The 23,741-nt window shown below is 38.0% G+C and carries 23 protein-coding genes; 14 read left to right on the plus strand and 9 right to left on the minus strand.

Annotated elements, in window-relative coordinates:
• Nucleotides 1–215: 215 nt before the first annotated feature.
• Together CA265_14285 and CA265_14290 are read right to left on the minus strand one after the other, a co-directional pair.
• The gene (locus CA265_14285; protein ID ARS40762.1) at nt 216–860 is read right to left on the minus strand and encodes a hypothetical protein; all 645 of its coding nucleotides are present in this window, start codon (nt 858–860) and stop codon (nt 216–218) included.
• Between the two features lie 94 nt (nt 861–954).
• Entirely contained in the window at nt 955–3,621 is a 2,667-nt protein-coding gene (locus CA265_14290; GenBank protein ID ARS40763.1) for a valine--tRNA ligase, read from the minus strand.
• Between the two features lie 329 nt (nt 3,622–3,950).
• On the opposite strand from CA265_14290, the gene CA265_14295 reads away from it, so the two are divergent.
• A complete protein-coding gene (locus tag CA265_14295; GenBank protein ARS40764.1) occupies nt 3,951–4,358 on the plus strand; it encodes a DoxX family protein in 408 nt (135 codons plus the stop codon).
• Here CA265_14295 and CA265_14300 read toward each other — a convergent pair.
• From CA265_14300 to CA265_14310, 3 genes are all read right to left on the minus strand, one after another.
• Nucleotides 4,355–4,990: a restriction endonuclease gene (locus CA265_14300; protein ID ARS40765.1), complete on the minus strand. Its 636-nt coding sequence runs from the start codon at nt 4,988–4,990 to the stop codon at nt 4,355–4,357. The genes CA265_14295 and CA265_14300 overlap by 4 nt on opposite strands.
• A 42-nt stretch (nt 4,991–5,032) precedes the next feature.
• Entirely contained in the window at nt 5,033–5,662 is a 630-nt protein-coding gene (locus CA265_14305; GenBank protein ARS40766.1) for a restriction endonuclease, read from the minus strand.
• A 139-nt stretch (nt 5,663–5,801) separates the two neighbouring features.
• Nucleotides 5,802–7,784 (minus strand): cadmium-translocating P-type ATPase, encoded by a 1,983-nt coding sequence (locus tag CA265_14310; protein ID ARS40767.1) that lies wholly within the window; start codon nt 7,782–7,784, stop codon nt 5,802–5,804.
• Nucleotides 7,785–8,140: 356 nt separating this feature from the next.
• On the opposite strand from CA265_14310, the gene CA265_14315 reads away from it, so the two are divergent.
• The gene (locus tag CA265_14315) at nt 8,141–10,174 is read left to right on the plus strand and encodes a peptidase M13 (protein ARS40768.1); all 2,034 of its coding nucleotides are present in this window, start codon (nt 8,141–8,143) and stop codon (nt 10,172–10,174) included.
• Nucleotides 10,175–10,462: 288 nt separating this feature from the next.
• Nucleotides 10,463–11,278 carry a hypothetical protein gene (locus tag CA265_14320; protein ID ARS40769.1) on the plus strand — a complete coding sequence of 272 codons (816 nt, stop codon included), beginning with the start codon at nt 10,463–10,465 and terminating at the stop codon, nt 11,276–11,278.
• 65 nt (nt 11,279–11,343) lie between these two features.
• Here the strand turns inward: CA265_14320 and CA265_14325 are convergent, their stop codons facing one another.
• Nucleotides 11,344–11,682 carry a hypothetical protein gene (locus CA265_14325; protein ID ARS40770.1) on the minus strand — a complete coding sequence of 113 codons (339 nt, stop codon included), beginning with the start codon at nt 11,680–11,682 and terminating at the stop codon, nt 11,344–11,346.
• Between the two features lie 239 nt (nt 11,683–11,921).
• Here CA265_14325 and CA265_14330 point away from each other — a divergent pair, with 239 nt between their 5' ends.
• The 6 genes from CA265_14330 to CA265_14355 all read left to right on the plus strand — a co-directional run bounded on the left by CA265_14330 (nt 11,922) and on the right by CA265_14355 (nt 16,552).
• A complete protein-coding gene (locus CA265_14330) occupies nt 11,922–12,590 on the plus strand; it encodes a tRNA (5-methylaminomethyl-2-thiouridylate)-methyltransferase (GenBank protein ID ARS40771.1) in 669 nt (222 codons plus the stop codon).
• 240 nt (nt 12,591–12,830) lie between these two features.
• The gene (locus CA265_14335) at nt 12,831–13,778 is read left to right on the plus strand and encodes an alcohol dehydrogenase (protein ARS40772.1); all 948 of its coding nucleotides are present in this window, start codon (nt 12,831–12,833) and stop codon (nt 13,776–13,778) included.
• A gap of 79 nt (nt 13,779–13,857) precedes the next feature.
• A complete protein-coding gene (locus tag CA265_14340; GenBank protein ID ARS40773.1) occupies nt 13,858–14,967 on the plus strand; it encodes an AI-2E family transporter in 1,110 nt (369 codons plus the stop codon).
• A gap of 1 nt (nt 14,968) precedes the next feature.
• A complete protein-coding gene (locus tag CA265_14345; protein ID ARS40774.1) occupies nt 14,969–15,265 on the plus strand; it encodes a hypothetical protein in 297 nt (98 codons plus the stop codon).
• A 10-nt stretch (nt 15,266–15,275) separates the two neighbouring features.
• On the plus strand, nt 15,276–15,725 hold the full coding sequence (locus tag CA265_14350) for a hypothetical protein (GenBank protein ARS40775.1): 450 nt from the start codon (nt 15,276–15,278) through the stop codon (nt 15,723–15,725).
• A 20-nt stretch (nt 15,726–15,745) separates the two neighbouring features.
• Nucleotides 15,746–16,552 (plus strand): nucleoside triphosphate pyrophosphohydrolase, encoded by an 807-nt coding sequence (locus CA265_14355; protein ARS40776.1) that lies wholly within the window; start codon nt 15,746–15,748, stop codon nt 16,550–16,552.
• 81 nt (nt 16,553–16,633) lie between these two features.
• Here CA265_14355 and CA265_14360 read toward each other — a convergent pair whose 3' ends face one another.
• Nucleotides 16,634–17,008: a preprotein translocase subunit SecA gene (locus CA265_14360; GenBank protein ARS42997.1), complete on the minus strand. Its 375-nt coding sequence runs from the start codon at nt 17,006–17,008 to the stop codon at nt 16,634–16,636.
• 83 nt (nt 17,009–17,091) lie between these two features.
• On the opposite strand from CA265_14360, the gene CA265_14365 reads away from it, so the two are divergent.
• Genes CA265_14365 through CA265_14375 form a run of 3 tightly spaced genes read left to right on the plus strand, consistent with a single transcriptional unit; the run spans nt 17,092 to nt 18,788 of the window.
• The gene (locus CA265_14365) at nt 17,092–17,898 is read left to right on the plus strand and encodes a tRNA pseudouridine(38-40) synthase TruA (protein ARS40777.1); all 807 of its coding nucleotides are present in this window, start codon (nt 17,092–17,094) and stop codon (nt 17,896–17,898) included.
• Nucleotides 17,899–17,928: 30 nt separating this feature from the next.
• The gene (locus tag CA265_14370) at nt 17,929–18,375 is read left to right on the plus strand and encodes a hypothetical protein (GenBank protein ARS40778.1); all 447 of its coding nucleotides are present in this window, start codon (nt 17,929–17,931) and stop codon (nt 18,373–18,375) included.
• 11 nt (nt 18,376–18,386) lie between these two features.
• The gene (locus CA265_14375; GenBank protein ARS40779.1) at nt 18,387–18,788 is read left to right on the plus strand and encodes a hypothetical protein; all 402 of its coding nucleotides are present in this window, start codon (nt 18,387–18,389) and stop codon (nt 18,786–18,788) included.
• Between the two features lie 55 nt (nt 18,789–18,843).
• Here CA265_14375 and CA265_14380 read toward each other — a convergent pair whose 3' ends face one another.
• Nucleotides 18,844–20,064 carry an ABC transporter permease gene (locus tag CA265_14380; GenBank protein ID ARS42998.1) on the minus strand — a complete coding sequence of 407 codons (1,221 nt, stop codon included), beginning with the start codon at nt 20,062–20,064 and terminating at the stop codon, nt 18,844–18,846.
• A 179-nt stretch (nt 20,065–20,243) separates the two neighbouring features.
• Here CA265_14380 and CA265_14385 point away from each other — a divergent pair, with 179 nt between their 5' ends.
• Both CA265_14385 and CA265_14390 read left to right on the plus strand, forming a co-directional pair.
• The gene (locus tag CA265_14385; protein ID ARS40780.1) at nt 20,244–21,512 is read left to right on the plus strand and encodes a hypothetical protein; all 1,269 of its coding nucleotides are present in this window, start codon (nt 20,244–20,246) and stop codon (nt 21,510–21,512) included.
• Nucleotides 21,513–21,611: 99 nt separating this feature from the next.
• A complete protein-coding gene (locus CA265_14390; GenBank protein ARS40781.1) occupies nt 21,612–21,854 on the plus strand; it encodes a hypothetical protein in 243 nt (80 codons plus the stop codon).
• A gap of 33 nt (nt 21,855–21,887) precedes the next feature.
• On the opposite strand, the gene CA265_14395 is transcribed toward CA265_14390, so the two are convergent.
• Nucleotides 21,888–23,735 (minus strand): hypothetical protein, encoded by a 1,848-nt coding sequence (locus tag CA265_14395; protein ARS40782.1) that lies wholly within the window; start codon nt 23,733–23,735, stop codon nt 21,888–21,890.
• Nucleotides 23,736–23,741 lie beyond the last annotated feature (6 nt).

Raw genomic sequence — 23,741 nt, forward strand, 5'->3', positions numbered from 1 at the left:
AATATGGTTAATAAAAACAAACCTTAAATTTTAGTAAGTAATATTTTTGAAACTTTATATTAAAATAATGGCTTACAATCGTATTAACCTTAAATAAATAGCCAGGAGGCCAGTTTTTAAAGCAATATGTTATTTTTATCGCTGGCTAGGAAAACGTTTGAAATAATTTATTCAGGTAATTTTATTGGAGTATTAAAAAATTACCTGAAAGGCTTTTATTGCCTCCAGTTATTCGTTGTTGTTTGAATAACCAAAGTATCGCGATCTTGTAGCTCATTTAAGAAACGATCATTGAAATCACCAAACAGGTGACCGCTAAAAAGAGCAGTTCTATTATACAAGCGCAATTTATAAAGATAACCAGGGATAGTAAGGGCTTTTTTGTTCCCAGTAGCTTTAAATCCTAAATCTGCCCTGTAAATAACGGAAGGCGTTGATGTTGGCTGATTAATTACCCTTACAGGCTGGGTATAAATACTGGTCCTATATATTAAAAAAGACCGGTCAAGTGAGGCCTGGTTTCCGAACACCGTTCCAGGAAATAGATGAATATCTCCCTTAAAATCAATATTGGCAGAATCTTTCACTTTATAAGTCCAAAATCCTTCTAATGCACCTGGATATTTAATTTCAGCAGAATCGGGTTTGGTGAATTTTATCTGATAAAAATTTGCATCAAAAGAATTGGCAAAGGCATTTCCAGCAAAATTGGTAATTTTTTGTTGATCCAAAACTTCACCATCTCTGGTCCACATCCTCATTTTCCCTCTACTATAAGATTTATAATTTAAGGAAATTGGATATTTCAGTTCTTCTTCCTTATCGCTCTCTTTTTTACAGGAAACAATAAATAATAACAAGCAGGAAAAGATGTATAATAAATTTCGAGAGCGCATCATATTTTTTAATTAAAGATCTACAAGGTTTTTAGAACCTTATAGATCTATAAGGGTATTATCCTAAAACCGCTAAACTTTCTTCAATAATTTTGATTTTTGCTTCAGCATCGGCCTTTTTATTGCGTTCGTTGGCAATAATTTCGGGCTTTGCGTTTTGCACAAAACGTTCGTTGCTCAGTTTAGCATCCACTGATTTTAAGAAACCTTGTAAATAAATCAAATCGGCATTTAAGCGTTCGCGTTCTGCTTCTATATCAACGTTTTCGGTTAACGGAATAAAGAATTCGTCTTTACCAGCCATAAAAGCGGTTGCACCAACAATTTTATCATTCACAATTTCAGCTTCTGATACATTGGCTAATTTGAAAACAATGTTTAACCATTTCTCGTAATCGAGATCAGAATTTATTTTGATGCTTAACGGCAACGCTTCCTTAGGCGAAATCTGTTTCTGATTTCTTACATTCCTAATTTCAGCTACCACGGTTTTAATTACCTCTGCATCTTTCAGCAGTTTCTCATCAAATGTTCCGCCTTTCGGGAATTCGGCCACAATACAGCAATCCATTTCTCCACGACCGGCAAATAAATCATCATGCCATAACTCTTCGGTAATGAAAGGCATGTTCGGGTGCAATAATTTGATGATATTTTCAAAGAATGCAATCGTCGCTTTATAACTCTCTGCGTCTATCGGCTGCTGATAAGCAGGTTTAACCATTTCTAAATACCATGCACAGAAATCATCCCAAACCAGCTTGTAGGTAATCATTAATGCTTCCGACAGGCGGTATTGCTTAAAGTTAGCCTCAATTTCAACCAGGGCTTCGTTAAACCGGTTTTCGAACCATGCAATGGCCTGGGTATTCGGGTTAGCGAGGTTATCGTCTACTTCCCATCCCTTTACTAAACGGAAGGCATTCCAGATTTTGCTGGCAAAGTTACGTCCCTGCTCGCAGTAGCTTTCATCGAACATTAAATCGTTGCCTGCAGGCGATGACATCAACATCCCTACACGAACCGCATCGGCACCATACTTTTCGATCAACCCAATCGGATCAGGCGAATTACCCAACGATTTAGACATTTTACGGCCTAATTTATCCCGTACAATACCTGTTAAATACACATTGGTAAATGGTTTTTTACCCATAAACTCATGTCCGGCCATAATCATACGGGCCACCCAGAAGAATAAAATCTCTGGAGCCGTTACCAGATCGTTGGTTGGATAATAATAATTGATGTCTTTATTTTCAGGATTTTTAAACCCATCGAAAACCGAAATCGGCCATAACCATGATGAAAACCAGGTATCCATCACATCATCATCTTGCCTTAAAAATGGCTCTAACTGATGTTTGAATCCTGCTTTTTCCGTTTCCGAACAACTTTCGTCCAGGTGTTTTTTCTTCCAGAATTCTTCTAATGCTTCGTCTTTGGTTTTGGCAACCACCCAATTTCCTTTATCATCATACCAGGCCGGAATTCTTTGTCCCCACCATAACTGCCGACTAATGTTCCAATCGCGGACATTTTCCATCCAGTGGCGGTATGTATTTTCAAATTTATTTGGGATCAGGTTTACTTCACCATTCAATACATCATCCAAAGCTGGTTGTGCCATTTCTTTCATCTTCACAAACCATTGCATCGAAAGTTTTGGTTCGATAGCGGCATCAGTACGTTCAGAAAAACCAACCTGCGATTTATAATCTTCCACTTTCTCTAAATGACCAGCCTCTTCCAGCATTTTGGCGATTTTCTTACGGGCAACAAACCTGTCTTCGCCCACTAAAATAACGGCTAATTCATTTAAAGTTCCATCGTCGTTTAAGATATCGGTAACTGGTAAATTATGTTTAACACCCAGTTCATAATCGTTTAAATCGTGCGCTGGTGTAACTTTTAAGCAGCCTGTACCGAATTCGATATCGACATACTCATCTTCAATAACCGGGATTTCGTGATTAACCAAAGGCACAAAAACTTTTTTGCCCTTTAAGTGCATAAAACGTTCGTCATTCGGGTTGATACAGATTGCTGCATCGGCCATAATCGTTTCAGGACGCGTAGTCGCAATCGTTAAAAACTGATCTTCGGTTCCCGAAATCAGGTATTTAATGTAATATAATTTTTGGTTTACTTCCTTACGGATAACCTCTTCATCAGATACAGCCGTTTTACCAGCCGGATCCCAGTTTACCATGCGGATACCACGATAAATCCATCCTTTTTTGTATAAATGGATAAACGAATCAATAACCGCTTCAGAAAGATCTTCTTCCATCGTAAAGCGGGTACGGTCCCAATCGCAACTTGCACCTAATTTCTTTAACTGCTCTAAAATAATACCACCGTATTTTTCTTTCCACTCCCAGGCATATTTTAAAAATTCTTCACGGGAAAGGTCTTTTTTGTTAATCCCCTGCTCTTTTAACATGGCCACAACCTTTGCTTCAGTAGCAATAGAGGCGTGGTCAGTTCCGGGAACCCAACAAGCATTTTTGCCTTGCATACGGGCTTTACGGATTAAAACGTCCTGAATGGTATTGTTAAGCATATGCCCCATGTGCAGCACACCCGTTACGTTTGGCGGTGGAATGACGATGGTGTAAGGTTCGCGCTCATCGGGTTCTGAGTGAAAAAATTTCTTCGATAGCCAATAGCTATACCATTTATCTTCTGTTTCTGCAGGATTGTACTTGGTGGATATGCTCATGAATGATATTAAAAGTCCAAAAATAGCTAATTAAGCTGAAAGCTGAAAGACTAAAACAGCTAACGCCATATCATGCTGTACAGAAAAGAATTATGTTTTTATTTTTTAGAAAGCAGGTGCAGCATTCCATTTTAAAGTTAGTCCTGCTTTCCGTTTCAAGTTCTCTCCCGATGCTAATTTAGTGCCGATTCATCGGTAAAGAATCGGGATGTGGGCTTTACACTTCAATCAGGTTTATAAACATTAGTTTGTGCCACCTAAATTATACGCTAATACATACGCTTGAATAGATAATTGTATTTTAGTATAGAAATAACATTCAAACTACCATGACTACAAAAAATTTCAAAATTGGTTATGCTATCTTACGCGTGTCAATGGCCATCATTTTATTATCTCACAGTGTGTTTGGGATGTTTGATGGCGGCATTAATGATTTCGGAAATTTTTATTTAAATAAAATTGGTTTTGCGCCGTTTGGAGTAGCAATTGCCTGGGTAATTAAACTTTCACATGTAGTTTGTGCGCTATTACTAGTGATGAACAAATATATCCGGCTGGCATGTTTTGCAACAATATTCGTATTGACTATGGGAATAATCATGGTTCACTTTAAAGAAGGTTGGTTTGTGGTGGGCGGTGGAAGAAATGGCATAGAGTATAATTTTGTACTGATAAGTGTACTTATTGCAATTTTGTTTTTTAATACTCCTGATCAAAATAAAGCAGCAGGCTAATCCAGATCATCAAAAACATCATCCAAGGCCAATTCGAAACCTGGCAATACCGATGATCTAATTTTTTCGCTAAGGGTAAATATTTTAGAAGGCTGGAATTTACCTTCCTCGTTTAAGGTATAAATTAAAATATTCTGGTCGCTTTGGCTCACCACCCAATATTCTTTAACACCAAATTCTTCGTAAACACGGTATTTATTAAGCAGTTCCATTTTGGTATTACCTGGAGATAAAATTTCAATCACCAGATCAGGCGCACCAATACAGCCGTGGGCATCCAATTTACTTTTATCACAAACAACACAAATATCGGGTTGTAGGACAGTAAAAACATCCTTATCAGCTTTACTAGCTTTTGGAAAGCGAACATCGAACGGAGCGGAATAAACTTTGCATGGTTTATCGCTCAAAAAATTGATTAATGGCTTTAATAAATTGATAGATACCTCTTGATGCATCCTTGATGGCGCAGGGCTCATCTTAAAGATTTTACCTTTAATCAGTTCTACCCTTTCAGGGAAAAGCCAGTTTAAATAATTGGCATAGCTATATGTTAATGATGCATCAAGTTCATTGAACTGCTTAACGGGTTCATCATCGTTTAAAATCGGATATGGAACAGGTTTAGACATCATCGAAATCATTAACAAAATTGACAAACAAAAATGATGACTTTACAAATCCTCAAAAACATCATCCAGGGCCAATTCGAAACCTTGTAATACCGATGATGTAATTTTTTCGCTAAGGGTAAATATTTTAGAAGGCTGGAATTTACCTTCATCGTTTAAGGTATAAATTAAAATATTCTGGTCGCTTTGGCTCACCACCCAATATTCTTTAACACCAAATTCTTCGTAAACACGGTATTTATTAAGCAGTTCCATTTTGGTATTTCCTGGAGATAAAACCTCGACAACAAGATCAGGCGCGCCGATACAACCGCGGGCATCCAACTTATTTTTATCACAGACAACACAAATATCGGGTTGTAGGACAGTAAAAACATCTTTATCAGCTTTGCTTTTTTTAGGGAAACGAACATCAAAAGGAGCAGAATAAACTTTGCAAGGTTTATCTTTTAGAAAAACACCTAAATTCAAAAAAATGCTGCCGGCCACTTCCTGATGAACTCTTGAGGGCGCAGGACTCATTTTAAAGATTTTACCTTTAATCAGTTCTACCCTTTCAGGAAAAAGCCAGTTTAAATAATTTGCATAGCTATATGTTAATGATGCATCAAGCTCATTAAATTGCGTAACGGGCTCATCATCTAATATTGGATATGGAATAGGTTTAGACATAAACGAATATACTAATTTTTATAGTAATACATTTATCTATTTTTCAACATATCTTACTTATCCTTAATGAATTAAGAACATTATATTTTAATAACTCCTTAACTATCTCAATTTACTTAAGGGTAAAAGTATAAGTGTACTAGAATTTCATCTTCTGAATTCTTACGGCATTTAAGATAGCTAAAAGTGCCACACCAACATCTGCAAAAACGGCTTCCCACATGGTGGCAATACCGCCTGCACCTAAAATCAAAACCAGCGCTTTTACCGCAAATGCCAATGCGATATTCTGGATCACCACATTTTTAGTTGCCTTACCTATTTTCACAGCAGTTGCAATTTTAGAAGGTTGATCAGTTTGAATAACTACATCTGCTGTTTCAATAGCAGCGTCGCTACCCATTGCGCCCATGGCAATACCAATATCGCTGATGGCCAGTACAGGTGTATCATTAATTCCATCGCCAACAAAGGCCACTACTTTACTTTTGTCGCTTTTAATTTCTTCAAGCTTAGCTACTTTATCTTCAGGCATTAAATCGCCAAAGTAAGTATCAATACCTAAACTTGTTGCCACTTTTTTAACAATGGAGGTTTTGTCACCACTCAACATCACAACCTGTTTTATTCCGTTCTCATGAAGTTGTTTAATGGCTGCTGCAGCATCTTCTTTTATTTCATCGGCAATCAGCACATAGCCGATATATTTCTGGTCAGCAGCAACCACTACAATGCTTTCTTCGATATCGTTTATAGCAGCATCAAATTCAATATTAAATTTCGCTAATAGTTTAGTGTTGCCAGCCAAAACCGCTTTACCATTGACCAATCCGCTTAAACCCATTCCGGCAATTTCCTCAATGTTTTCTGCAGGATGAATTTCTTTCTGGCCTGCATATGCTACAATAGCCTTAGCAATTGGGTGGGTTGATTTGGCTTCAACAGCGGTTAATAGGTTTAAAAATTCTGTTTCATCAATACTACTTTCTACTTTCTGAACATTAAAAACGCCCTTTGTTAAGGTTCCTGTTTTGTCCATTACAACAGTGTTGAGTTTAGTAATTAAATCGAGGAAATTAGAGCCTTTAAAAAGAATACCATTTGCTGATGCCGCACCAATTCCTCCAAAATAACCTAAAGGGATAGAAATGACCAGCGCACAGGGGCAAGATATCACCAGGAAAACCAGCGAACGATACAACCAGGTTTGGAAATGATATTCGCTTCCTAAAACCAAAATTGGAATAGTAACCAACGCGAGGGCTAAAAAGAAAACAATTGGTGTATATATTTTCGCAAACTTGCGGATAAAGAGTTCGGTTTTAGCTTTACGCGTAGTAGCATTTTGAACCATTTCTAAAATCCGCGACAAGGCACTATCGGCAAAAGCTTTGGTTACTTTTACTTCAATTACTTTATCCAGGTTAAGCATCCCCGCTAAAATCGATTCACCTTTATTAATGGTACGTGGTTTACTTTCGCCTGTTAAAGCAGCCGTGTTAAAACTGCTTTTTTCGCTGATCAGTTCCCCGTCTAAAGGAATTTTTTCCCCTGCTTTTACTTGTATAGTTTCGCCAATTTCTACCTTTTCGGGATTAATATCTTCGTATTTTCCGTTGCGGAATACATGTGCTATATCTGCGCGAACATCAAGCAAAGCTTTAATATTCCTTTTCGCACGATTTACCGCTGCCATTTGAAACAACTCGCCAATGGTATAAAAAAGCATCACCGTTACCCCTTCCGGATATTCGCCAATGGCAAAAGCACCAATAGTAGCGATAGACATTAAAGAGAATTCGGTAAAGAAATCTTTGGCTTTAAAAGTTTCCCAAACCTCGCGTAAAACCGGAATCCCAACAGGTAAATAAGCTACGATATACCAATATGGCCGGATGATCTGAAATGCAGGCACCGTAAAAAGATTATCAAATGCAATTCCGATCAGCAACATAAGCAATGTTACAATGGCTGGTAGATAAGTTTGAAAAGCTGATGGATCTCCGCCATGGTCGTGATCGTGGTCATCACCTTCTTCATGTGCATTATCGTGGTTATGTTTTGGTTCAGCATGTACTTTAGTGCTGCAACAGCTATCTTCTTTATCGTGGGAATGGCTCATTATTATAAATTATAACATCATTTATCAATTGATTTAAACCTCACCAGTTTTAAAAAATGATGAGGTTGAGTTAATCATTTTCAAATTTATGGAAAATAAAATGCTTTATCCCGAATCATTCTTAATAGCAATAATTTTTACAAGCACACAATAAATTTTGTTAAAAAATGTTAATAGTATATAAAAGATTTAAAATCATGAAATCTATTAAAATTTCCTTTTCAGCGTCCGAACTGATCAGACGACTTGGTTTAGCAAAAATTTACTATTGGTTTAACAAGTAATATTCTTAATATATAACACCAGTATTAATTAGTATTTCATAAATTTCGCATAATTACTAACTTATTAAGCGAATGAAATACCAAAATTTGAAAAGATATTTTGCGGCACTGGGTATAGTCGCTGCTGGCTTTTCTGCAAATGCACAAACCAAAAAATTTATCGACCCTGCTAACATGGATCTTTCCGTTAAGCCAGGCGACGATTTCTACACCTACGCAAGTGGCAACTGGATAAAAAACAATCCTGTTCCTGCCAAAGAAACCCGCTGGGGTTCATTTAACGAATTGCGCGATTTCAACATCAATGCCGTAAAGTCTTTAGTTGAAGATGCAGCTGCTGATCAATCTGCTCCTGCAGGCTCCGTTAAACGTAGAGTTGGGGATTTTTATACGGCTGCCATGGATAGTGCAACCATCGAAAAACTGGGCTATACGCCAATAAAAGCCGATTTACAAAAAATTAAACAGATTAAAAACATTCAGGGTGTGCTGGATCAGGTAGCTTACATGCGAACCAATGGTTTAGGCGGTGGAATGTTCGGCCTGGGCGTTGGGCAGGACCGCAAGAATGTAAACAAATACATGGTGAATATCGGTCAGGGCGGCACAACGCTTCCCGACCGCGATTATTATCTGAAGGACGATACACGCAGTGTTAAAATCCGCGAGGCTTACAACACGTACATGGTTACTTTGTTTACTTTAACAGGAAGTACTCCTGAAGAAGCAAAACAAAAAGCGGCAACCGTTTATGCCATTGAAAAGCAATTTGCTGAGGCGCAGATGAGCCGTTTAGAAATGCGTGATCCTTACGCTACCTATAACAAGCTTACTGTTGCGGAATTAAATAAAAAAACACCAGACATTAACTGGACAACTTATTTGCCTAAATTCAAAATCAAAAATCAGGATACCGTTCTGGTTTCTTCGCCTAAATTTATGGTGAGTCTGGATGGAATGTTGAAATCGGTTCCGGTTGCAGATTGGCAAACTTATTTAGAATGGAACATTTTAAAAGGTTCTGCTTCCAGTTTAAGTTCTCCGTTTGTTAAGGCAAGTTTCGCTTTTACACAGGCACAAACCGGTCAGAAAGTACAGACACCACGTTGGCAACGGATGTCATCTTTAACCGATGGCACTATTGGCGAATTATTAGGTCAGCTTTACGTAGCCAAGTATTTTAAACCAGAAGCTAAAGAACGCATGAACCAGATGATTGTGAACTTGCGTAAAGCATTCGAAATCAGAATTAATGGTTTAGAGTGGATGAGCCCTGAAACCAAGCAAAAAGCATTAGCTAAACTACATGCATTTACGCCAAAAGTAGGTTATCCGGAAAAATGGAAAAACTACGATGGTTTAGCAATTAATAAAGATACTTATTTCCAAAACTTACGTAATGCTAGCGTTTGGGGCTATAACGAAATGGTTGATCAGTTAGGTAAACCCGTTGACCGCAAACGTTTTGGCATGACACCTCCAACCGTTAATGCTTACTACAGCCCTACTTTGAACGAAATTGTTTTCCCTGCCGGTATTTTGCAATTCCCTTTCTTCGATCCAAATGCTGATGATGCTGTTAATTACGGTGGTATCGGTGCGGTAATTGGTCACGAAATGAGCCATGGTTTTGATGATAGCGGAAGCCAGTACGATGCTGCCGGTAACTTAAAAAACTGGTGGACAGCTGAAGACAAAGCAAAATTTGATGCTAAAACCAAAGCTTTGGGTGAGCAGTTTGACGCTTATACCGTTTTAGATACGGTTCATGTAATCGGCAAATTAACCATGGGCGAAAACATTGGCGATTTAGGTGGCTTAAATGCAGCTTACACTGCTTTTAAAATGACTAAACAAGGTCAAAGTAATGAGAAAATTGATGGTTTTACGCCAGATCAGCGTTTCTTCCTGGCTTGGGCACAGGTATGGAGAGGTAATATTTTACCAGAAAGTGCTGCTCAGTTAATTAAAACCGATCCACACTCTCCTGGCCCATACCGTACCATTGGTGCTCCTGTAAATATGGATGCATGGTACAATGCTTTTGATGTTAAACCTGGCGATAAATTATATAAAAAACCAGAAGACAGAATTAGAATGTGGTAGATTGAGGTGAAAGGCGGAAGGTTAAAAGGTGGAGGGTTTAAGGCTTTTTCACTTAATAGTCAATTATTTTATATCATCCCTATATTACAAGCGCCCGGATTTAATTGGGGCGTTTTGTTTTATTACCGTGTAGCCAGATGCTAACATCCTGCTGCACGATTAGTTCGTGTCTCCACGAATCAAAAATTAAACTAAGCTTGATATTTCTTCTCAGACAAAAATTAATCTATCTCCTTTCAAAAATTCTTAATTATCATTCTATCTTTGGAAAAACATAAGCCCCTTTTCATGAAAAGCATATTCAAAGCCCTCTTTGTCCTAGGTTTAACTTTATTCTCTTCAACAAGCTTTGCTCAGGATAATAAGTTAATCAGTCTTGAAGCATTGGTAAATAAAACCGATCCGGCCTGGCCTTTGGTAAAAAAGTGGATCGACTCTGCAAAAAATAAGGTGGAGATTCTGCCTGTTGATTCAGCAAAAGCAAAAGAAGTTTTATATCATTCTCAAATGACTACCTATGCTACCCTGGGCTCGGTAATTTACAATACCGGGGGCATTATGGTTGATAACGGCTGGATTAGAATTTTAGGTTCGGGCAGTGAAAGACTGAGCCGGAATATTGCCGAATGGAATAAAGGAAAAACCATAAAAGAGTACGGCGATAACATTCCTTATCTTTTAATTGCTGATGATGCGGTAGGCGGTTTCTTTGCCATTAATTACGGCGGTTTAGGCAAAGACATCAAAAACGTGTACTATCTTGAACCAAACAGTTTAACCTGGCAACCACTTGGTGCCGGTTATGGCGAGTTTCTTGTTTTTTGTTTTGATAGTGATCTTTATAAATTTTATAAAGGCTTACGTTGGAGCAGCTGGAACCAGTTTATTGCAAATTTAGATGGTACCAAAACCTATAGCTTTCGCCCTTATTTATGGGAAGAAGGAACCGACATCGATAAGTGTACACGGAAACTTGTCGGGATTGAAGAAATGTATCGTTTTAATATCATGAAGTCGAAAGAACTGAATGCTGATAAAGGCATAAAAAAAGACGATACGAAAAAGGAGGAAACCAAAAAGGAGGAAACCAAAAACGAACAATAAGTTCCCGTAAAAAGAAACTTGTATCAAAATTGTATTGAAGTTATTCAGTGACTCTATGCCAGAATTTAAGCATATTTAGCCTGTGTTTTCTTAGGTAGTTTAGCCAAAACCATCGCTCTCGAATCGGCTACTCTTTTTTTCAGCTCGGTTTCATTAAACACCTCCAGGTTTTCAACACGAATCCATTGTCGTTTAGCCATGTGATGGGCCTGTTGTATGCCATCTCTGGCCGTTAAGGCATCAAACTCTTCGGGATCACACTTTATAGAGAAACTGTTATCTTCATCGATAGCGATAATGAAATACATTTTTTCTTCAATCATAAAGCATAAATGTCCCCATTTCATTCCCTCGGTTGTACCAGGTAAATTCAGGCAATATTCTCTGAAAGATTCGATATCCATATTTTGTTTAGGGTTTAGGGTTTAGCGTTTAGGGTAGGATCAAAAATAATAACAAAAGATTAAAGCTGAAAGGGCAAAGAGAAAATTCTGGAGTCCGGAGTCTGATGTCTGATGATTAAAGCGGAATAACTTTACTCATTACTCAGGCTAATTATCTTGAAATCCAAAATCCTATTCATCCTGTTCCTATATTTGCATCATTATCTTGAAAAACCCAGGAATCCTTAAAATCTAAGTCCATGAATATTATAACGCCTACTGCTGATGGCTCGAATACACTCTACAATGAAACTATAGGCGAACACTACCACAGTAAACATGGCGCATTGCAAGAAAGCAAACATGTATTTATTGATGCAGGATTAAAATTTGCTTCCGCCGATCAGGGTGAAATCTCCATTTTGGAAGTTGGCTTTGGCACCGGACTCAATTTTATTTTAAGTTTCGAATATTGTGCAGTAAATAGTCTTCATCTTAATTATACCAGCATTGAGGCCTTTCCACTTACCACAGCAGTAATTGAGCAAACTGGTTATGCAGCATATGTGCCCGAGACAATATGGACCGATTTTATTTCAAATTATCCTGAGGCGTTAAAAGCCCCTCAAAAATTAACTTCGCTTTGCACCTTAGAAATTCCGCACACTACCCTGGCCGAATACCAGAGCGACCAAAAATTTGACCTGATTTATTATGATGCCTTTTCTGTACAACACCAGCCCGAAATGTGGAGTGATGAAATTATTGCTCATGCCTGCAGTTTCTTAAAACCCGGCGGAACTTTTGTTACCTATGCAATTACCGGAAAATTGAAAAGAGCCGTTAAGGCCTGCGGATTTACCATCGAAAAATTACCCGGTGCTCCTGGAAAAAGAGAAATGCTGAGAGCAACTAAGGCAGAGGGTTAAAAGGTTTAAGGCGTATGGTTTTATGCAATTTGCAGAAACACGTTAATAGAAGAACTGCCAGAAGTAACTAAACCTGGGTGAAGCGGCAGCCTCCGTTTTTCTACGGAGCTACAGCGCAACACAGGAATAACTTTAAAAAATGATGGTTAACTGCTTTCCGAAAAACTCCTGACATAATTCAGACTGCTATACAAAACCTCAATCCATATAATTTGTTAGCATATTATTAACATTCGTATCATGGAAAAAAGAATTTTAGGAAAAACCGATTTAAATATTGCACCCATCGTATTTGGAGGAAATGTATTTGGCTGGACGGTTGATGAGCAAAAATCGTTCGAGATATTAAACCAATTTGTAGAAAGTGGCTTCAATTTTATCGATACGGCCGATGTGTATTCGCGTTGGGTACCTGGCAATAAAGGTGGCGAATCGGAAACGATTATTGGCAAATGGCTTAAGAAACATAACAAACGCCACGACATTATTATCGCCACCAAGGTGGGCGCTGATATGGGCCAGGGCAAATCGTTAAAGAAAGATTACATCATAAACGAAGTAGAACATTCTTTATCACGCCTGCAAACAGATTATGTCGATCTCTATTTTTCCCATTACGATGACGAAAATACGTCAGTTGAAGAAACCTTAAGTGCTTACGAAACTTTAATCAAAGCCGGTAAAGTCCGCTGGATTGGTGCATCAAACTTTTCTGCTGATCGGTTAAAAGAATCTTTGATTTACGCTACCCAACATAGCCTGCCGCGTTACGAAGTTTACCAACCCGGATACAATCTTTACGACAGAGAAAACTTTGAGCAGGAACACGAAAAAATCTGTCTGGATTATGGCTTAGGTGTGGTGAGCTATTATTCGTTGGCCAGTGGTTTCCTAACCGGAAAATACCGTAGCGAAAATGATCTGAATAAAAGCCAGCGTGGTGGTGGCATTAAAAAATTCCTGAACGAACGGGGTTTTAAAATTTTAACAGCGTTAGATGAGCTTGCTGAGAAGCACCATGTTGAGCCAGCTTCGGTAGCGCTGGCCTGGTTAATTCATCACCCATCAGTCACCGCACCAATCGCAAGTGTTACCGATTTAAGTCAGTTAAAATCGTTTATTGAAGCAGCAAATTTAAAATTATCAACTGAAGATATTTCCCTTTTAGATAAAGCGAGCAGCTATTAAAAAATAATCTCTTATATTTAAATGCCCGATTAATGAAACAATTAATCGGGCATTTTGTATTAAACAGGATTTAAATTATATGAAAGACAAACTATCGTTTCTACCCAAGCTTGCACTGGTTCTTTTCTGTTTAATTAGCTTAACATACATTGCCATTTTAGGGCAATCGCTGTTAGCTCCTTTACTTTTCTCCTTTTTGATGGCAATTTTATTGCTGCCGGTGGGCAACTTTTTAGAACGGCGATTAAAATTTAAACGAAGTTTATCTACCATCGTTTCGGTCATCCTGATGATAGCTGTTATTGGGGGAATTATCTATTTCTTTGGCAATCAATTAAGCGATTTATGGGCAGATTGGCCTTTACTTAAAGAAAAAGCGAATGTTTCTTACCATGAACTCCAAAAATGGATTTCGCACACTTTCGGGGTAAATTCTCAGAAACAACTCGATTATTTAAATGACAGCACAGAGAAAGCTTTGGCTACCAGCGCTGCAATTGTAGCGACCACCCTGGCTACCCTATCTTCTACCCTGTTGTTTTTAGGTTTCACGCTACTTTTTACCTTCTTTATTTTAAACTACCGCAGGGTTTTATTTACGTTTTTAACTTCGGTGTTTAGAGAAGAACATAAAGAAAAGGTTTCCGAAATTGTTAGTCAGATTCAGTACATTATTAAAAAATATATCATCGGTTTATTTCTCCAGATGCTTATTGTTACGGTATTAATGATTATCGTACTGAGTTTATTAGGTGTTAAATATGCGGTCCTGTTAGGTCTGGTGGCCGGTATTTTTAATGTGGTGCCTTATCTGGGGATATTCTTTGCTCTTTTAATAAGCTGCCTGATTACTTTTGCAACAGCAGGTGCAGGTAAAGTACTCCTGGTTTTGATTGCTTTTGTTGGCGTTCATGCTATAGATGGAAATGTACTAATGCCACTGGTGGTGGGTTCGAAAGTAAAAATAAATGCTTTATTTGCCTTTATTGGTATTGTAGTGGGCGAAATGATTTGGGGCATATCGGGTATGTTCTTATGCATCCCTTATCTGGCCATGCTAAAAATAATTTTCGATAGAGTGGATAACTTAAAACCATGGGGCATTTTAATGGGCGAAGAACATAAACCCGACAAAAAGAAACGTGTTTACCGGATTACCAAAAAGATTAAATTAGAAGAAAAAGATTAATATGGCCGAAAACAGATCGCCTCATATTTTAAGCACTTCGGCCAATCTCTTAGGCATTTGCTTTATTGTACTTACTTCTTTAAAAAAACTTGCACTTACCGATGGTTCCTTAATTGATGAATTTGCAGTAGCTGCCGTTATGTTTTTTATGACCAGCTGCATCTTATCTTTTATCTCGATGAGAAGACAAAAAACGACAAGCCAGCGGCTAGAAAAAGTTGCCGACTTCGTATTTTTGTCTGGCTTATTGGTATTGTTTATTGCTACAATTTTAATAGCCTTTAATTTAATAAAATAGATTTCTGTTCATGAAACCCTTATTCGTACTCATCATCGTTTATGTGGCACTACTGGCCTTTGGTGGCCACACTACCTTTGATAAAGGAAATATTTTTGCAGGTAATATCGCCATGGGCGTGATGTTACTTTTTACCGCTATCGGGCATTTCAAGTTTAAAACCAGTATGGCTGCGATGATCCCCCTATTTATTCCTAAAAAAGTAGAAATTGTACTTTTAACAGGGGTTCTGGAAATCTTATTTGCAGTAGGATTGGCAATAGTAAGCACCAGACAATTGACCGGAATAGCATTGATTATTTTCTACATAGCCATTTTACCCGCAAATATTTATGCAGCCAAACACCGCATCAATTATGAAGATCTGCATAAACCAGGACCGGGACCAAAATATTTATGGTTCAGAATACCTTTTCAGCTTTTCTTAATCGCCTGGGTTTGGTACTTTAGCGTTCGATAAATATAGTTCAACCATAAAACATGCCTAACAATCCAATTCCTGCAAGTGCCGGTAATCCGGCTGATGCCTTTACCCGCTTACTCACTGTTTTAGATACGTTGCGTACGCAATGCCCCTGGGATAAAAAACAGACCATGGAAACACTGCGCCATTTAACTATAGAAGAAACTTATGAGTTGAGTGATGCCATTTTAGAGGGTGATTTAGACGAAATAAAAAAGGAACTTGGCGATGTGATGATGCACTTGGTTTTCTATTCGAGAATTGCTTCAGAAACCAACGATTTTAATATTACCGATGTGTTAAACGGAGTTTGCGATAAACTGGTAAACCGGCATCCACATATTTATGGCGATGTTGAGGTGCAGAACGAAGAAGATGTAAAACGCAATTGGGAACAGATAAAACTTAAAGAAGGCAACAAATCGGTATTGGCTGGTGTTCCATCTTCACTACCTGCGCTGGTTAAAGCTTCCCGTATTCAGGAAAAAGCCCGTGGTGTAGGTTTCGATTGGGAAGATAAAAATCAGGTTTGGGAAAAAGTAGAAGAAGAACTGCAGGAATTTAAAACGGAATTTAATGTTAGCGATAATAAAGCCATTGATATCGAAAAGGCAGAATCAGAATTTGGCGATGTACTTTTCTCCCTCATCAATTATGCACGTTTCATTAACATCAATCCCGAAAATGCATTAGAAAAAACGAATAAAAAATTTATTAAACGTTTTCAATACCTCGAAACCAAAGCAAAAGAAAACGGAAAAGCCTTAGCCGACATGACCCTTGCGGAGATGGACATCTATTGGAACGAGGCAAAGAAAATATAGCCAAAAGGAGTACAATCGCAAAATTCATATTAATTCTGCGAATGTAATCGCAAATTTTATATGAATTTTGCGATTTCAACCTTATTCATAAAATTCCCCATCTACGTAATACCATTTCCCGTCTTCTAACCTGAAATTAGATTTTTCATGGAATATTTCAGTTTGGAACTTCTTGTTCAGATAATAGGCTTTAAACTCCACGACATCAAAATCTGAAAAAACAATTTCGAGTTTTAGCCATTTTGTGTTTTTCGCACTGCTTAAATATGCGCTTTTCGAATGCCCTTTTCTTTTACTGGGGTGTGTGGTGTTGTAAAGATATCCATCATCAGCTACCACAAAAGCTGCATACCTTGAACGCATTAAAGCCGCTGCAGTGGGTGCCACTTTCGCTTTTAAATGATAAGGCTGGCAACAATTTTTAAAGCTGGTACCACTTCCGCAAGGACAGTTTATTAAATCCATGATTAAATTTTACGACACAAAAATATGATTTAATATTCCTGCTGCTAAAATTTCCGTAAAATTGCAGCTGAAAAATGAGGTATTTCTTTCACATTGCATATCAAGGCCAGTACTATAGTGGATGGCAAAAACAACCTGGGGTTAAAAGCGTTCAGGAAGTTATTGAGCAAACCCTATCGAAGATTTTAAAATCGCCTATTGCTATTAATGGCTGTGGACGGACAGATGCGCATGTACATGCCAGTCAGTTTTTTTTCCATGCCGATATTGAAAAAGATATTGATTTCGATCTGCTTTACATTTTGAATAAAGCCTTACCTTATAATATTGCGGTATTCGACATTATTAAGATGGAAGGTAAGCCTCATGCCCGCTTTGATGCTGTACAACGGAAATATGATTACTTTATCCATACCTATAAAGATCCTTTTTTAAGCACCCAGAGTTCCTTTTATCAATTGAACAATCTCGATTTTGATAAAATGAAAGCCGTTGTAAAATTATTACCCCAATATAAAGATTACAGGGCTTTTTGTACCCACCCTGATAAATACGAACATACCATCTGCAATGTAATGGAGGCCGATTTATTTGTAAATCCAAAGGGCGACAGGCTGAGGTTTCATATTGCCAGTAACCGCTTTTTGGGTAAAATGATTCGCATTATTATGGGTAAAATGCTAATGGTAGGCAAAGGAGAACTCAGCTTTGATGAATTTGAAAGCGAACTGATTACCTTACAGCCTTCAAAACTATCGTCACCTGCTCATCCCACAGGCCTATACCTTTCGAAAGTCACCTATCCTTATTTAAACCTCGAACCCAGGACTGAATTTATCCATAGTACACAAGGTACAGACTGGATTTCAATTGAAGTGTAGCGTTTTGATTTTGAACTCCGTTTAAGGGGTATGAAAGTTCAAATCTGTATATTCCTGTTTGCCCTGGTCTTATCTTTAGGCTGTAAAAAATCTACAACTGTAGATGTTTTATTGGATGGAAACTATACAGGTGTATTGGTAATTACCAATAGTACCAGATCTGTGCCCGTAACCCGCCCCATTTCAATCTCGTTACAGGGTGGGAAATTCAACATTACACCAGGGGCTGATGCCAACCTGAAACCATCGGGAGGCAAGGGAACCTATACTTTTAAAAACGGGATCGGATATTTCACTGATGAGGGTATTTGGACTGCAGATTTTGATTGGAATATGATTTTAAACGGCGAATACGATATCAGAAGTAGCGGAGTGGACTTAACCCTTAGAAAAAGGTTCAGTGCAAAAACAGATTCTTCGCTTACGACCTCTTATGCGACTATAGATTATGAATATATTTTAAAAAGAAGTAATTAATCCATATATAAATGAAAAAATTAATACCCTCCTTTTTAATCTTAGTTATGTTCGCTTTTGGATGTGAGAAGAAATCCGAAACAAAAACGACGAATTACGAATTTGAAATCAATACTTCAAAATCCATTGGTGCATCTACATTAGTACTACAAACGATTAGCGATAGCCGTTGCCCAATAAATGCTGATTGTATTAGCGCCGGGGGAGCAAAAGCATATTTCAAATTAACAGGCAATAATACTGATCAGGAAATTATCTTATGTAAAGGAGATTGTGGCACCTTAGCAAGTGTAGCCAACATTAAAATTAACGGCGTAGATTATTCACTCAAATTAATTGACATCACACCATATCCTCAACTCCAGAAAAGTAGTGTTACACAAACTGTAAAAGTTGAGTTGACAAGAGCTTAAGTTTAGGTTTGCTTGGGCATCGGAAATGATCTGTTCGGTGACCCAAGTTTTTTCCTTATTTAAACCGGATTGCTTTTAGCGGAGAAACCTTACTGATCAATAGCGAAGGGATAATCAAAACCGTTAAACACACCACTACCGTAACGATATTAAGCAGCAGCACATCGATAAAATGAAATTCTATTGGTGCATAAGCTAAAAAGTAAGAAGCCTGGTTAAGTTTGAAAATATGGGTAGCCTGTTGTAAAAAACCGAGGCCTAGGCCTAAAATATTTCCAAGTAATAAGCCAATACCAATTAAATAAGCTGCATTATAAAGAAAAATCTTCATAATGCTCCAGTTACTGGCGCCAAAAGATTTTAGCATCCCGATCATATTTGTTTTTTCTAAAATCATGATCAGCAATGCCGTAACCATGTTAATTACCCCTACAATGAGCATCAGGATTAAAAGCACTTTGGTGTTTACATCAAGAAGGCCTAACCAGGTAAAAATATTAGGAAAATTTTCTTCAATGGAATAGGAGCGCAAATTGCGTGGAAGCTTTTCATAAATATCATCGGCAATAGGCTTAAGTCTGTTAAAATCTTTGATCCTGATTTCTAAACCACCAATTTCATCGGCTTTCCAATTATTAAGGCGTTTAATGATGTTCAGGTTGCCCAGCACAAAGCCCTTATCAATATCTTCTACACCAATATCGTAAATGCCGACAATTTTAAATTTACGCGGTCGCAACTGGTTTTGAACAAAATACATGATAAAATCATCACCGGTTTTAAGCTTTAAGCGATTAGCGGTATAATTCGAAATGAGCAGTTCTTGCATGGCAGCCGTACTATCAGAAAAATCGATAATGGTTCCGCTGATAATGTGCTGTTTAATGTAATCCCATTTATAGTTTTTGTCTACCCCTTTAAAATTAATGCCTTCAATTTCATTATTGGCCGAAAGAATGCCCGGTTTTGTAGCAAAGGGATAATAATATTCAATATCGGGATTGTTTTTGAGCATCTTTTTCGTTTCTCCATCCAGTACAAAAGGAGAATGCTCAAATGAATTATTCAGGTCGTATCGGGTAATCTGTACATCGCCTAAATATCCCCGTACTTTATCCTGAATTTCAGTTTTAAAGCCTTTAATAATGGCTATAGAAAGAATCATAACAGCCAAACTCAACATCACGCCTGCTATTGCAATGCGGACAATAAGTTTTGAAAAAGTACGCTCAGATTTAATGGCTATCCGCCCTGCTATGAAATATTCGAAATTCAATTTAATCAATTTGTGGTAACAAAAATGCTCAATTCCTTTTTAAAAATGGCATTTTCGAAAATAAATAACCAACTTTAAACATCAGTCATTAAGTTATAACCAGAAAACACCAATAGCATAATTAAAATATGTTGTAAATTGTTTTGTTATAATACCGGAAGATTAGAATAATAATAAAAATGAAAAATTATATCAGCTTTGCGCTAACCAGTTTAATTGCATTATCGGCCTGCGGACAACCCAAACCGCTTGAACAGGAAGTTCTTGGAAAGAAAAGCCCTGAAAACAGAAAACTGATGATTAAGACTGTTAAACTACCCTCGACAATTAAAACCGGTGCAGAGCAGACCGAAAAATACCTGCCGCTTTTAAAAGGAAAACGTGTGGGTATGGTGGTTAACCCTACCTCGATTATTGGTGCGCAGACTTCGGTTGATAGCCTGTTGAAACGAGGGGTTAAAATCCAGAAGATATTTGGTCCTGAGCATGGCTTTAGAGGCAACGCCAGTGCTGGTGTTACCGTTAATGATGATGTTGATACCAAAACAGGAATAAAAGCCATTTCACTTTATGGCAAACACAGTACCCCTACAGCTGAAGATTTAGCCGATATCGACATTATGGTGTTCGATATTCAGGATGTTGGAGTTCGTTTTTACACTTATATCAACACGCTGCAACACGTTATGGAAGCTTGTGCAGCAAACAATAAAACGTTGTTGATTTTAGATCGCCCGAATCCAAATGGCTATTTAATCGATGGACCAATTTTAGATCCTAAATTTAAATCGGGTATTGGCGTACAACCTATCCCAATTGCTCATGGCTTAACGGTTGGGGAATATGCACAGATGCTAAACGGTGAAGGCTGGCTAAAAGATAAGGTGAAATGTAAGATTACCATTATCAAAAACGCCGGTTATAATCATGATATGGAGTACACTTTACCTGTTAAACCTTCTCCTAACCTGAATACACAGCAATCTATTTTGCTTTACCCTTCTACCTGTTTATTCGAGGGTACGTATTTAAATCACGGACGTGGCACAATGTTTCCTTTTACTGTTGTTGGAGCACCTTACCTTAAGGGGAAATTTGATTTCAGTTTTACGCCGAAAAGCATAAAAGGTATGTCTGAAACGCCATTATTTCAAGATCAGGTTTGTTATGGTTTAGATTTAAGAACTTACGATACTTCAAAACTGGTAAAATCAAAACAGGTAAACATTAGCTGGTTAATTGAGCTGTACAAGGCATCGCCAAGAAAGGAAGATTTCTTTAATACCAAACTGAGTAAAGAAATGGGTACTATTGAAAGATTAGTTGGTGTGGCAGATTTCAGGCAACAGGTAATTGATGGAAAGAGTGAAGCCGAAATTAGAGCAAGCTGGGAACCAGGCTTAAGTGCTTATAAAACCATGCGCAAGAAATATTTGCTTTATAATTAAGGAGTGAATGACAGAAGGATTGAATGATTGAATTGTCCTTGCAATTATTTTCAAACTTAACAGAAGGAGCTTTGTTATTATAGATAATGGATAGGCGCTATGCTATTCAATCATTCAAACTTAATCATTACAACCATGAGCGGTCCAAAAATTAAAAGTGATAAACCAGGAAGCAATTATCAGGAAGAAGTACCTAAAGGCCGGGAACCTGTTGACCATAAAACGGTGCGGCACGCAAATGACAGTACACCCAATAAAGCACCAAAAACAAGTAACCCGGCTAAGCAGCGTGAGCTTGAGGAGCAACCTGTTCATCCGATAAAAAAGGCGCCTAAGGAATAAAAAGTTACACCAGTTAATCGTGAATTAGTGTAATTAAATTTTTAGTGCAAAACAAAATGTGGCGCCTTGCCCCTCTTCGCTCTCTACCCAAATTCTGCCCCCTTCATTTTTGATAATTTCTGCCGAAATGTAAAGCCCCAGGCCTAAACCCGGATAGGTATGTTGCAAATTTCCACCCACCCGATAAAACTGATCGAAAACCATGTGCTGTAGCGCTTTCGAAATTCCGATTCCATAATCGCGTACACACAAAATAACTTCATCGTTCAATGCATAAGTATGCACATCAATCTGATTGGCATCGCTAGAATATTTAATGGCATTTGATAAAAAATTGGTGATCACCTGGCCAATACGTTCGCGATCGACATAAACCCAGCTGTTGCTTTTAAAATCGGTTTTGATCTGATGTTTAGACGTGATATGCTGCATTTCATCTACTATTTCTCCTACAGCCTGATCAAAATCAAATTTTACGGGATTAAAAGTCATTTTGCCCGATTGTATTTTGGTTACATCAAGCAAATCGCCAATTAAACCGGTTAAGCGGTTCAATTGTAAATCCATTTTGCGTACCATGCCAGCCTTTTTCTCATCACCTTCATTCCTGATCATCTTCTCCAATACCTGGGCATACGCTTTTATACTGGTTACCGGCGTTTTAAGCTCATGACTCGCAATGCCCAAAAATTCGTCCTTCTGTTGCTGAAGCTGAACTTGTTTCGTCACATCCATTGCTGCATGTAAAATGGCGTAAACCTTTCCCTGGGCATTCCTCAAAGGTTTATAGGTAAAATTAAACCAAAGCTTTTCCATCTTACCGTTAACAGGTAATACCGCCTCCTGCTGATCGGCATGATAAGGAATTCCTGTACGATAAACCTCTTTTAAGATATCGATAAAAGGTTGTCCTTTTAACTCAGGGATGGCTTCTTCCATCGGCTTTCCGATTACGCGCTTATCTTTCCCCCAAAACCGCAGCATTTCATCGTTAGCTAGCGAGATGATAATATCTTCCGTTTCATAATAACCTGTGGCCATTGGGGTATCCAATAATAAATTCCTGAAACGTTCTTCGCTTTTAGCCATTTCCATCCGCGAATGTACCAGCGAGGTAATTTCGTTCGCAACGACCATAATGCCAGTTACGATATTATGCTGATCGCGGATAGGATCGTAAACAAAATTGAAATAAAAATCCTGAAGCACACCATCACGCTCCAACCTCGCCATTGTCTCGTAGCCATAGTGGGCAACGCCTGTTTGGTAAACCTCAGTTAGCAAATCGGGAAAGGGTTGTCCTTTCAATTCAGGCAAACCATCAATTAAATTTAGTCCGATTACTGCTTCTGTTTTACCCCATAGTTTTAAAAGATCAGCATTTGCCTGTTCGATTATGAAATTTTCGCCCCTCAAAATGCCAATGGCTACAGGTGCATCCTGAATCATCTTGCGAAAAAGTTCTTCACTGGCTTTAACCTTTAATCTGGCATTTACCAGTTCGGTAACATCAGTTGCATTATTCAAAATCCCCCAAACCTTGCCATCATTGTCTTTTAGGGGTTTATAAATAAAATCGAAATAAAAGGTCTGTAAAACACCATCGTTAATCAGCATTACCCGGTCTTCTTTGGTTTCGTAAGCAATACCGGTTTCGCGTACGTCCTGAAGGATCTCTAAAAAAGGCTGCTCTTTAAGCTCTGGCAAAGCAATGGCAAGTTCTTGTCCAATAACCGAATGATCTCTTCCCCATGCTTTAAGCATTGCTTTATTAGCAACTTTAATGTTCATTTTCTCCCCAATATACAGTCCGATCGGCATTGGAGATTCTTCGATTAACGTATAAAAAACAGCAGCGTTATCGTCAAGGTTAATTTGCATAAAGGG

Source organism: Sphingobacteriaceae bacterium GW460-11-11-14-LB5 (assembly GCA_002151545.1).
Taxonomy (GTDB): Bacteria; Bacteroidota; Bacteroidia; order Sphingobacteriales; family Sphingobacteriaceae; genus Pedobacter.